The organism is Bremerella sp. P1, assembly GCF_028748185.1.
Lineage (GTDB): Bacteria > Planctomycetota > Planctomycetia > Pirellulales > Pirellulaceae > Bremerella.
Genome location: NZ_CP118164.1, coordinates 5,978,330 through 5,990,413, shown reverse-complemented (window position 1 = coordinate 5,990,413; position 12,084 = coordinate 5,978,330). Strand labels below are relative to the sequence as shown.

Genomic DNA, 12,084 nt, shown 5'->3' with positions numbered 1-12,084 from the left:
CTCGACATAGCCCCGATGGACGCTATGCAATTTTCACCCCTGTTCGCCTGCGTCTGTCCATATCTTTCGGATTCGCTCCAGCTTTCTTTCGACGGTTCGCTCGACTCGATCCGTTTTTACGCCAATTTCGCGATTGGAATACCCTTCCAATTTCAACTGTGCGATCTCCAAGAGAACCGGATCGTCAAGTAGACCCAGAAGGCGATCTAGATTCTCCGAAGACTCGACGATCATCTCAGGAGAGGGACAGTCACCCATGACTTCGCCCAAACCAGCGCCGCACATCCCATCCGTATTGAGAAAGACCGACTCACCTCGCACCTGACCTCCACCTCTTTTCTGTGCGTTATTTCGGTCACGACGATTGGAAATCTTGCGGGCAGCGATAACGATGATCACCTTCCATAAATCGTGCCGGTCGTTAAGTTGCGGAATCCGTTGTTCTTCAACCGCACGAAAGAAGCTATGAAAAGCACTCACAGCAACGTCCTCCTCGTCGAACGATCGCTTTTCATGGTTGTTAAGCTTCTTGCGAATTGCACCGAGTAGAGCCTGAAAATAGGCATTCCAAAGCTCTTCGTGCGAACGAGGGTCATTCTCTTTGAGTTTTGAGATCCAAAGGGTGATTTCATCCATGGCGGTTTCTTTAAGCTTTGAATAGCCAGTAAGAGTGCGATCAGATACTTCAAACAGGGCGCCCAACATGCTAATTTTGCTTGTTTCAAGCATACGCTTCTAGTCCACGTTTTGCACGGATCAACACAGCCCAACCGGGGTAAAGGATATGCGAGACGCTCTAGCCTGTACTGGGTCAAGACAGTTGAGGATCTCTGCCCATGTCCGATCCTGACGATGCAGAATTTGATGCTCTTTTGGATGAGTTTGAATCGCTCTGGCGAAACGGAGATGCGCCCAGCATCGAAGTTTTCGTGAAACAATACCAGGGAACCAAGCAGGACGAATTCATTGAAGAAATGCTAATGATTGAGTTCGAATTTCGTAGGCGACGCGAAGAGACGATCGATATTGCATTCTATTCAGCCCGATTCCCACGATTGAAACATGTCATCGAACGATTTGGGCAAAGCTCGAGAAGCTTTATTACAGAGGACTCACCGACTCGTAGTTTTGTTTCTTCGCCCGACAGCCGAACTCTTTGCGGTCAAATGGAAGCGGGACGATCGCTCGGCCCCTATAAACTCATACGGTGTCTTGGCGAGGGCGGATTTGGACAAGTTTGGCTGGGTGAGCGACAAGGAGCTTTTGCGACAACCTACGCTGCAATCAAAGTTCCTTATTTCTTTCCCGACCTTCATGCATTCGTAGAAAACGAGGCACGCACCTGGGTTCGAGCGAGTGGTCACCCCAATGTGGTTCCCATCATCGAAGCGGACTTCTATGGTGATACCGTTGCGATCGTGAGTGAGTATGTATCGGGAGGCACGCTTTCCGATGTCTTAAACGAAGGAACACTGCCACTCGCTGTCGTTGTTGAAATCGGCATCGGAATCCTAAGTGGCCTGGAGTTTCTTCATTCGCGTGGAATTGTCCATCTCGACTTAAAGCCAGCAAATGTACTGATGCAGGATGGAATACCCCGGCTATCAGACTTCGGGCTTGCCAGAGGAGGAGAAACGGCCCAGCAAGGGATAGCTGGGTCGCCCGCCTATATGGCGCCCGAAGCGTTTGTCGGAAAGTCCGATGACAGAACAGACCTATGGGGCGTCGGCGTCATTCTCTATCGAATGCTTGTGGGATCGGTACCGTTTTCAGGCACTTCACTCAGTCAACTCGTTGAAGAGATCTGCGGTCCTCATATTCCCGAACTTCCCGCTGAACTTCCCGATGATATTCGACTTGTGCTTTCACGTAGCCTAGAAAAAGATCCTAACAGTCGCTTTCGTACGGCTTCAGAGATGAAAGCCATACTGAGCGACATACGCCGAACGCTTCCCTCGCAAGTTAGTGGAGAACCACTGGAAGCACCCCGCCACTTTACCGTCGCAGTGACGGGCACGATGAACGTGGAATCTTCAGCAATCGAACGCAAAGTTGCAGAAGCTCTTGCTCCTTACTGCTCGCTTTTGACAACCTGGTATCACGGCAGCTATGGATGCGTTGACGAGCAGGTGGCCGAATATCTCGTTAGCCGTGGTCAAAGCCAATTTCTCGTCGGTTATTCGGACGCGGATATATCCGAATCGATGAAATCCCTTGTGAAGAAGCACGACCTGCCATTTATCGACGCTAATAAAGAGTCTGTGCTCCCGAATCCCGACGCTCCAAGTCGTCGGGATATCTTCTTTGCAACCAAGGCAGATCTAGTCGTTCTTCTCTGGGACGGCAAGAGTCGCGGAACTGGCCGATTGATCCGATGGCTCTCGGCCAATCGCCGGGATCACTTGGTGGTGTACTTGTAGCATTCGCGAATTGAAAACTCGCGGACCGACTCAACCAAGTTGCGAGTCAACGCAGGATCAAGTTCGGTAAAGCTCTTGCTGATTCCCGTGGCCACCATTACGCAATCGCAATGCGGCAGTAAGTCAGACACATTGTCCGGCGTCACTCCGCTTGCGATCGCTAAAGGAAACTCACCCATAGCTTCCTTCATGGTTTTCAGTTTTTCGACGGTGGGGGCATGCCCCGTGCCAGGTCCGGAGGTTGTGACGACGTCCATGTGACGCATCGCGATGCGTGATGCAGCAGCAAGTTCGTCAACCTCTCGCTGATATTTGAAGGCAACACCTCCGAAATACAGCCCAGGCCAATCTTGCTTCGCCCGAACGTCATCGATCTTTTCCGCTTTCTCCTGCTCGCCAAGACGTTCGTCAATCTGAGCGTTATCGGTCCAGATACCCGATACTTCCGTATTACCAAACAAATTGCAGGGATCTTCCCCCAAGCTGTTGATACCAATCCAGAAGTCGGGAAGAGCCTCCTTTACGGCCGAGAACGCGGTCATCAATGCCGCATGGGAAATCCCGTGATTGATCAGAAAGACACCGTCACACTGTGCGTCGCACGCAATTCTTGTATTGCGAACAGCTTGCGACGGTGATTCGACGTGCACGACAGGCAGCACCACATGAGTATTTGCAAAACAGTTTCGAAATCGATTGTTCATTGTTTGAATCTCCCAAAAATCAGTATCAATAACTTGTCACTATTGATCACATGGGGTTTTCGAGATTCTGCCCGACATCGATTTCCAAAGTTTTTCCTGGATGCCCCCCACTTGGTTAAAGCGATCTTAAGAAGATCAATCGGTGACGGGGCGTGGAGCGACCAAATCCACTGTTGGACCGACAAATAAGTCCTAGGCTTCCTGCTATCCGTTCTGAAATATCTGCCTTGTTGATGGAAATTTTCAACTTCAATTCTCTCCTGCGCAATTATTAACATGATAGTTCACAGGCAATTTGCAGTTACCACGAACTGAACTGAGAAGTCTCTTGAAGCCCTATCTCGACGCAAATCCACTGTTACGACTGTCGACTCTTTGCATCCTTTACGCGGCTCAGGGCATTCCCGATGGTTTCGTTCGGATTGCTTTGAAGACGTACCTAATAAGCGAAGATGTCCCCACCGGGGCAATCGGCACGGTCGTGGCAATGGTCAGCTGGCCTTGGGCACTGAAGTGGATTTGGGGGCCGTTTATTGACCGATTCGGCTACTTTCCGATGGGGAGACGTCGTCCTTGGATCCTCGGGGCTCAATTCGCGATGACCGCGACTTTGGGAGCGATGGCATTCATTCCCGAGCTAACCTCAAGCATCGGCATCATTGCCGCCATGGTCCTCTTGGTGAATATCTTCGCTTCGCTTCAAGATGTTTCTGTCGATGCCCTCGCGGTAGACCTACTTCCGGCGAAGGAACGGGGTGTAGCCAACGGCTTTATGTTTGCCTCCAGCTATGGCGGTACCTTCATTGGTGGGGCCGTTTTGGGGAATATTATTCTGATGTATGGATTCCCAAGTGCTGTTTCACTGCAAATCGGCATCCTCCTTCTGATTGCCGCCGTTCCATTCTGTTTACGAGAGCGGCCCGGCGACTTGCTCTGGCCCAGTAAGAAGGCCAAGGATCATCAGTCACGATCCGAGCAAGAGAAGCACCCCACGTCCCTTCGGGCCCTGTTCCGGATGTTGTTTCGTGCATTCTCGATTCGCTCGACGATTCTCGGTGGTCTATTGGCTGTGTTATCTCTGATTACGATTAACTCCCATCTCATCATTTGGCCGGTTTTCCTCCAGCGTCAGCTCGGATGGACAAGCAGCGATTGGTTATTCCTGGAAGGGCAACTCGCGGTCTGGTTTGGACTGGGAGGATCAATTCTCGGAGGGATCATCGCCTCGACACTTGGAACCAAGCGAACGGTAATTCTGAGCCTCACTGCCCTGTCTGTGTGCTGGCTGGCATACCCCATGACAGAAGCCTATTGGAGTAACTCAGCGGTTGTGACAACTCTCTTTCTGATGGAATCGACGCTAGCAGCCATACTGCAGGTCTCGATGTTCGCACTGTTCATGGGAATCTGTTGGCGACCGATCGCCGCTACCCAGTTCACCGCATTCATGGCCCTATTAAATGTGTCGAATGGACTCGGAGCCAGATTCGCCGGCACTATGGAGTGGGCGTTCAGCATCAGCGAGCTACACGTGTTTCTCGCCGCTCTCCAGATCCTGCTCGTCTTCATCGTGTTGGCAATCAACCCCAAACAGGTCGATGAGGTGCTGGAAGATCAACACGAACCTACAGGCTCCGCCGTTGAAAACAGTGAGATTATCGCACCCGAAGTGGCATCTTAGCATTCCAGCGTTGACCTGGTTCAGAGCAGCAAGATTGATGACTAGTCCATCAAGATCTACTCGTCCTGAGTAACCTGCCTGCAGCATCAAAGCGTACAAGTACGCCTGATGATAGAAAGCTTCTTTCGCTCGACAATGCAGTCGGCTCCCTTTTACGACCATTCTGCATTCTCTCGCCGAGACGCACCGCGTTGAGTTCAGCTGCTGAACATTGCGTCTCCACTACTTCTAGTGGGGATCCTCGCGACGATCGGCAGTCAACGAATAACACGGCCCTCTCATGGAATGAGTGACGGGATTGCGAGTATCACTTGGCAGCACTGTCGAAAATAATTCGCCCCATGTTTTCGTGAATCGACAGCGGAAATCGCCTCTCGACATCAGAAGACAGGTGCAATCAACATAGGCTCCGTCGAAATAATACAAAAACATACAGCCATGAATCCAGATCGCCTAAGAATAGACGCATAGTTTCTGTGTCAGGAAACGATTTTGATTGACAAAATGCTCATGGGAATGATGCGGATATATCTACAAAATAAGAGCACATGGAAGAAACTTTGCCTCGTACTTCTTATTTTTTTGGGAGCCAGAAAATGCGTACCATTCGATTACGGCGTGGATTTACTCTCGTTGAACTTCTAGTTGTCATTGCCATCATCGGCGTTTTGATTGCGTTGCTGCTTCCCGCGGTTCAGCAGGCCCGTGAAGCAGCCCGACGGATGTCCTGTACGAATAACTTGAAGCAACTCGGTTTGGCCGTGCACAACTATCACGACACGTTTCAATCCTTCCCCACAGGTGCCATCGGCTACAAGAACGTCGGTGGAAACCAGGACACGAATTACTCAGCGTGGACCCTCCATCTGCTTCCATTTTTGGAGCTTAACAATCTTTACAACGCTTTGGAGCCGGGACGAATTCGCCTGGATGAAGCCGCCACGGTGGGAAGTGCAGTCAATGGAGCATCCGGTCGAGTATTGATCGACATGATGCGACAACCCATTTCGGCTTTGAATTGTCCGTCGGATGCTGGGGATGAGATTCTCGTGCCAGTCGAAGGAACGGTCGGACTACTCGCCACATCGACAGGCGCTCCCGTCAACAACCCGGCTGACAACTGTGCCAAGGGCAACTATGCAGGCGTCGCGTCCTCAATCCGCTACGGTGCTGACTGGTGGGGGCCTGTAACCGGAGGCGTTGGTCCTAACGCCTTCAATGGAGCATTTGGGATCGAGTCGAACGTCAACTTCGCCAAGATACTCGACGGAACGAGCAATACGCTCTTGATCGGTGAAAGGGCTTCGCTGGTGAAAGAACCAGCCGGCCACGATTCCGATGATGTCGATTCGATTCCTGGAAGTCTCGCTCCCAGCGTGGGAACGAATCCATTCGGGTTCCCCAATCGCGGAGCCGATGGATGGGATTGTGCCGGAGCCATGGGCACCATCGGCTACCCGCTCAATTCTTCCTTCTACACCATGTGGGGCCGTGGTGGATTCAGTAGTCATCATCCCGGTGGCGTGCAATTCGCCTTCTGCGATGGCTCCGTGCATTTCATCCCAGAAACAGTCGAACACAAACCAGACGAAGTGCTGGACAACGTCGTGTTGGAAAACTTGGCCAATCGTAACGACGGCCAGACCGTTAAAGCCAGCTTCTAACGGCTGTCGGGAAAGTCTTCAGGGCACAACGCACACAGCATTGTGCCTAGAGAATCAAGGAAGCTTCCTAACGCCACTCTATTTAAGGAGAAAGACAGTATGTTTCGCAAGCATTACCTATGTGCACCCGTCATTGGCATCTGTATCGGTGTATTGGGATGCAGTGCCTCAAGTCCAAGTAACGTTTCCGAAGTGCAAGGTACGGTCACAGTTGACGGGCAGCCGATCCCAGATGCACTGGTCACTTTCAAGCCAAGGCACTCTGGCAAGAATTCATTTGGCCGCACCGACACGAGTGGCCACTATTCCCTCGTTTACAGTACCGATTTAACAGGAGCGGAAATCGGGGAACATGATGTCACCATTAGCAATAAACCTTTCCCCGGACATGCAATACCAAAAGTCCTCATTCCAACGAAATTCGGAAAGCCTGGAACGCTTACGGCAAATGTTGCTGGCGGCACTAGCAACGAAATCGATTTTGCGATGAATTCCAAACGCTAGACGCCATACACCCTTTACCCACGAGAGAAGTTGGTGATGCCGAAAGTGGTCTCTGAATTTGTCTCAGTGCGATTCCCCATAATCGACAGCCGCCCACTGCCCACCCCATCTGCGAACGTCCGCCTATCTGTTTCCAATAGGCCCATCTGCCAAATGCAACATGATCTCAAAGGTCACTCTTGATGTTCGCCAAAAGACTTACGACAACTCTAGTTCACACATCGCTTCTAACACTGGCCTTCGTCATTACGGGCTCAGCAATAGGTCGTGCAGATTCGTCATTCGATGTGGCGGTAGAAAAAGGGTCCCTGACCCAAATCAAAAGTGTCGGAGACACCTTCGATACGAACTACCTTCGTCAGGATGGGCGGCTCGGTGGTGTTGTGCTCCGCTACAAGCAGGACCAAGATCCCTGGAGTCAGATCCGAACGGATGACCTTGTCGATTCACCCACGACGCTCTTCGAAGAGAACCCGGATCGCAGCACGAACAAGGCCGTGTTTCAAATCCACAAAGACGGTGCGAGTGTTTTAACCGTCGAAACCTCCATCGAGGTTACGTCGAATGAGATACTTTGGTCGGCAACAGTGCGCAACGACACCTCTAGCCCATTGCGAATAGGCGACCTATCCCTGCCACTACCGATGAATAGCGACTTCTCGACGCAGCATCCCGGGCATTCATCAGTATTCAAACACAGCTTTATCTCCGGACACGGTTCATTCCTGTATTGGATGAGAAGCAACAGTGTCGGCCCCTACCTAATGCTGACGCCTACCAATAACACACGCCTCGAATACTGGGAAAACCACGGCAAGCAAGGTTTCCACATCTTCTTTCATAGTGAGGCCGCTTTTGCCGACGCTGCTGAACGAGGAGGAACCTGGCGACAACCTACCACCGGGCTGACTTTAGCAGCCAAGGGCAAGCCCACCGACACGAAAACATTTAGCCTGAAGTTCCAATGGGCAGAGAACTATGACGACGTTCGCAGAATTCTTGTCGAAGAGGGGCTCATTGATGTCCATGTTGTTCCAGGCATGGTAGTACCCAACGATCTCACGGCCAAATTCGCACTTCGCACAAACGAGCCGATCAAGTCGATCGAGGCTGAATTTCCTCATCACACTTCCGTGCAGCGTATAAGCGAATCGGATGATACGACGATTTACCAAGTAAAGTTTTCTCGTCTCGGTGAGAACCGCCTGACCGTCAACTTCGGGGACGATAAGCAGACCTACCTGGAGTTCTTTTGTACTGAGCCCATCGAAACGCTGATTAAGAAGCGAGGAGCGTTCATAGCATCGCATCAAATTCGTGATGAATCCAAGTGGTACGACGGGCTACTGTGTGAATGGAACATGGAAACACAAGTCATGCTCGACCCGAGCAACTACGATCGGATTCGCAGTTGGAGAATCTACGAGATCACTTGTGATGATCCAGGGCTCAGTAAGCCAGCGTTTCTCGCTTCCAAGAATGCGGAATACCCAGTGCAATCGGAAGTAGAAGCACTTGACTATTACATCGAATACTTTGTCTGGGGTGGCTTGCAGCAAACCACTTCGGAACCGTACCCGTACGGCATTTATGGAATCCTGGATTGGAGGCGAAACCGGGAAAGCAGCGATCCTGGCCCAGATGGGCGACAGCACATGTGGCGCGTCTACGACTACCCTCACATCGCATTGATGTACTACGGGATGTACAAGGTCGCCAGTCGACACCCGGAAATCGAAACCAAACTACCAGCTGAGCAATATCTGCAACGAGCAGCTCGGACGGCAATCGCCATGTTTACCGTGCCAGACAAGTTAGTTGGCTGGTCCGCGTACTACACAGGTCTTTACAACGAACTCGCCTACGTCGAGTTGATCGAAGATCTCGAGAACGAAGGCCTAACAGCAGACGCACAAGAGCTTCGCTCACATTGGGAAGCCAAGGTCCGGCATTTCGTGAACGACAATCCCAATCTCTTTGGCTCCGAGTACCCATTTGACTCGACGGGTTTTGAATCGACGCATGCCTTAGCTACCTATGCACTTCGTCATCCCAATTCTCTCCAACTAAGTGATCCCAATGAAGCCGAGACAAGTGCCAGACGCTTTCTTGACAAGCAAATGGCGGCAAACGTTTTCTGCCGCGGCTGGATTGAGCCGACGTACTATCACCTGGGAAGCGACTACCGCCAGCAGGCAGGCGACACCTATACGTTAAGCTACATGTCTCAAATGGGTGGATGGGCAGTTCTGGACTATGCGTTACACCATGCGAGCGATCCCTATCCTTACGCAAGGCTAGGCTACGCTTCGTACCTTAGTTCATGGGCCTTGATGAACACCGGTACGCCTGATTCAAACTACGGATACTGGTACCCTGGCAAGGCAAATGACGGCGCCGCCGGCGGAGGATTCGAGCCCGCATCGCGAGGTCACACCTGGCTTGGTCAGCCTCATCATCGTGGAAGCTGGTACTACTCCTGTGAAGAGGATCTTGGGTTCTGCGGAGCATTACGGATGGCTGCAACCGTTGTCACGCAAGACCCGATCTTCGGAATGACCTGCCTCGGTGGTGAATTACATACGACAGACACGCATATTGAAGCAATTCCCAAAGATGGCATCCGCCGCCGGTTTCATGCAATTTTCCAAGACAGGACCATTGACCTCAGTCTGAAAACGCGGAGATTTGCCACCGGGTTTCCCATTCGGCTGGAATTAGCACGTAGCGGAATCCAATTTGAATTAGAAGCCAGCAAGTCGCCAAAAGGCGAGTGTCATCTGAACATCGCGGGCTTGGCAAGTGGGCGGTACGTCGTAGAAACTCGGGGAACCAAGTGTGCCGAATTCGACGTGCAAGACGATCGACTAATCGCAATTGCCCTCGAGAATGTTCCAGGCAATGCCACTTCATTTACGATCACACCGGCTGCGGCTTTTTCCACTGAGTAAAGCCATGAGGAAACCCTGGTTTAGTGAATGATGCTAGACCAGGGTTTTCCGGCCGGGAAGATCAAACACAGTATCGAACGAGACTATGTAAGTTCCAATGTGAAGTTGTTCTGGGGCGATGCATTGATCTGCTCGCGAGTCGGAGAGTAGTCCGTAATCCCAATTGTATTGTTCTTGCGGAACTCAAGCAGTCGCAGCCATCCATCACCTCCTTGCGGTTTCATTTGGAAATTCACTAGCATCTGATGAACCGTGTTTCCATCTGGCGATTTCGACGACAAGCGGCCGAGCCCATCGTACAGCACATGACCGTTCAGCGTAAGAATGAAATTCTCGTGTTGGCTGACCAAACCGTTCCACAACTCTTCGCCATCGCTCACATCTTGGTTGCCTGTCTTTGCCAAGGGGTATCCGTGGGGGTTCCAGCGCTGCTTGTCGCCGTGCTGCTTCCAGTCATACCTCTGGTCATCATGGAATAGGTAGGCATGCGTGATGAGGATGGCCTCTCGATCTTTATGCTTGGAAGCGATTTCGTTTGCCCAGCGAATAACATCCTTCCGAGGGCCAAATTCCAGACCGAGAACCAGGAACTTGCGGTCCCCCACGGAAAACAAGTGATAGCTATTCAGCATGCTCTCTGGCTCACGATCGTAGGTACCACCGAAGGTCGGAAGGTCACGATAGTGCGAGACAGGAAAGTAGTTGTCGAGCAGGCTTGTCCGATCACGCGCGCCGCCGCCATTGCTATAGTCATGGTTCCCAGGCACAAAGAAATAGGGGAGATGCCCATCGAGCTGACGCATGGCCTTCTGGGCAACTTGCCACTGCTCGGTCGTATTTCGATTGGTGATATCACCTAGGTGAAGCACTGCCTGAATATTCCGCTGCTTCTTTTGCTCTACCAGCCATTTTGTTTGTTGGTAGAAGCCGTCCGGAGCACGCTCGCAGTAGTTCTGCGTATCAGGCAAAACGGCCACTGTAAATGAGCCATCTTCTATTTGAGGTAGCGGGCCCGGTTGTAGTTGCGCTTCGTCGTAGGGACCTGCGGCAAGGGCGTTCAGGGCCGGCAACGTAGCGATCGGCAGCGAAAGCCCCGCATGCAAAACCGTGCGACGAGTAATGTTGGGCATATCTAAACTCCTTGGCGGGTTGTGGAAGTCACTGATTACCTGTCATGCAAGTAACCTTAGAAAACGTTTCTATATCACGTTTGCAAACCACTAGAAACCGCATCCCCTATGAATGACTAGGGCGACGAAACACTTGGCCTTTTCCTGGTCAGATCGGGAATTGGCAGCTTCTCAGGAAATAAGCGAGCCAGGGAACTGGCATCAGGTTGAATCGCGTACTCGCTAATCTCGTAAGCTTCGACAAGATCGATGGATTCCCCTGCTTCTGGCCCCCACTTTGCGATGACTTCATCTCGAAAGAATTCGGTTCGTCGACGTACATGGCCGGCATACCAGTCCTTTGCCCATTGAAGTCGCTCATTCTTGCCGGTGGGGATCTTGTCTAAGGTGCCTTCTTCATACGCAAGCCATTCAAACAACTGAGACTGATGGCATGCCATCATTTGAGCAATCGTTTCATGCAATTCGGTAACATCGATCAGAACGTCCGCGCGAAAGCGGACAGGGCGAGTAAACAGGTCGCCCATATACGCAATCACCGGGCAACGCCGCAGCGCCGCCACCTCGGGCACAATGTGGGGGACAGTTACCATGTACGATGCATCTTGAACGCACTGGCCAACCGCTCGATGGTCCGGGTGATAGTCACACGTTCGATGCGTCAAAATGAGATCGGGTCGAAACTCGCGGATTTCGCGGATGATACGATGACGCACTTCCAAAGTCGGCTCGAGGCGACCGTCCGGAAACTCCCACGTCTCGTAAGCAGCTCCGATCACGTTTCCGGCCGCAGCAGCTTCTTGCCGACGAATATCAACGAGCTGCTCCGGAGATCGCTCGTGATGGCCCACGGATCCATCGGTAACTGACACGAGTTTGACAACTCGCCCGAGTAGCCGGTATATCGACGCCAGCCCTCCGGCATGGAATTCGGCATCGTCAGGATGAGCACCCAGAACGAGAAGTCGTGGTTCTCGATTCTCTTCCGTATTTGGCATAGGAATCTTGAATTCAAAGGGAGCGTTTAGGA

The 12,084-nt window shown here is 51.8% G+C and carries 9 protein-coding genes; 5 read left to right on the top strand and 4 right to left on the bottom strand.

Annotated elements, in window-relative coordinates:
• Nucleotides 1-33: 33 nt before the first annotated feature.
• Complete coding sequence (locus PSR63_RS24420; RefSeq protein ID WP_274328430.1) at nucleotides 34-636, bottom strand: ECF-type sigma factor; 603 nt, start codon at nucleotides 634-636, stop codon at nucleotides 34-36.
• A 200-nt stretch (nucleotides 637-836) separates the two neighbouring features.
• Between PSR63_RS24420 and PSR63_RS24415 the strand changes: the two genes are divergently transcribed.
• Entirely contained in the window at nucleotides 837-2,420 is a 1,584-nt protein-coding gene (locus PSR63_RS24415) for a serine/threonine-protein kinase (protein WP_274328428.1), read from the top strand.
• Here the strand turns inward: PSR63_RS24415 and PSR63_RS24410 are convergent.
• On the bottom strand, nucleotides 2,399-3,124 hold the full coding sequence (locus PSR63_RS24410; RefSeq protein ID WP_274328426.1) for a BtpA/SgcQ family protein: 726 nt from the start codon (nucleotides 3,122-3,124) through the stop codon (nucleotides 2,399-2,401). The genes PSR63_RS24415 and PSR63_RS24410 overlap by 22 nt on opposite strands.
• Nucleotides 3,125-3,452: 328 nt before the next feature.
• Between PSR63_RS24410 and PSR63_RS24405 the strand changes: the two genes are divergently transcribed.
• The 4 genes from PSR63_RS24405 (at nucleotide 3,453) to PSR63_RS24390 (ending at nucleotide 9,924) form a co-directional block, all read left to right on the top strand.
• A complete protein-coding gene (locus PSR63_RS24405; RefSeq protein ID WP_274328424.1) occupies nucleotides 3,453-4,805 on the top strand; it encodes an MFS transporter in 1,353 nt (450 codons plus the stop codon).
• Between the two features lie 596 nt (nucleotides 4,806-5,401).
• On the top strand, nucleotides 5,402-6,469 hold the full coding sequence (locus PSR63_RS24400) for a DUF1559 domain-containing protein (RefSeq protein WP_274328422.1): 1,068 nt from the start codon (nucleotides 5,402-5,404) through the stop codon (nucleotides 6,467-6,469).
• A gap of 99 nt (nucleotides 6,470-6,568) precedes the next feature.
• A complete protein-coding gene (locus tag PSR63_RS24395; protein ID WP_274328420.1) occupies nucleotides 6,569-6,973 on the top strand; it encodes a carboxypeptidase-like regulatory domain-containing protein in 405 nt (134 codons plus the stop codon).
• A gap of 287 nt (nucleotides 6,974-7,260) precedes the next feature.
• Nucleotides 7,261-9,924, top strand: coding sequence for a DUF5695 domain-containing protein (locus tag PSR63_RS24390; protein WP_274328419.1), 2,664 nt, complete (start codon nucleotides 7,261-7,263; stop codon nucleotides 9,922-9,924).
• An 83-nt stretch (nucleotides 9,925-10,007) separates the two neighbouring features.
• On the opposite strand, the gene PSR63_RS24385 is transcribed toward PSR63_RS24390, so the two are convergent.
• Together PSR63_RS24385 and PSR63_RS24380 are read right to left on the bottom strand one after the other, a co-directional pair.
• Entirely contained in the window at nucleotides 10,008-11,054 is a 1,047-nt protein-coding gene (locus PSR63_RS24385; protein WP_274328418.1) for a metallophosphoesterase, read from the bottom strand.
• 116 nt (nucleotides 11,055-11,170) lie between these two features.
• Nucleotides 11,171-12,052, bottom strand: a complete 882-nt coding sequence (locus tag PSR63_RS24380; RefSeq protein ID WP_274328416.1) for a PIG-L deacetylase family protein — start codon at nucleotides 12,050-12,052, stop codon at nucleotides 11,171-11,173.
• Nucleotides 12,053-12,084: the final 32 nt, after the last annotated feature.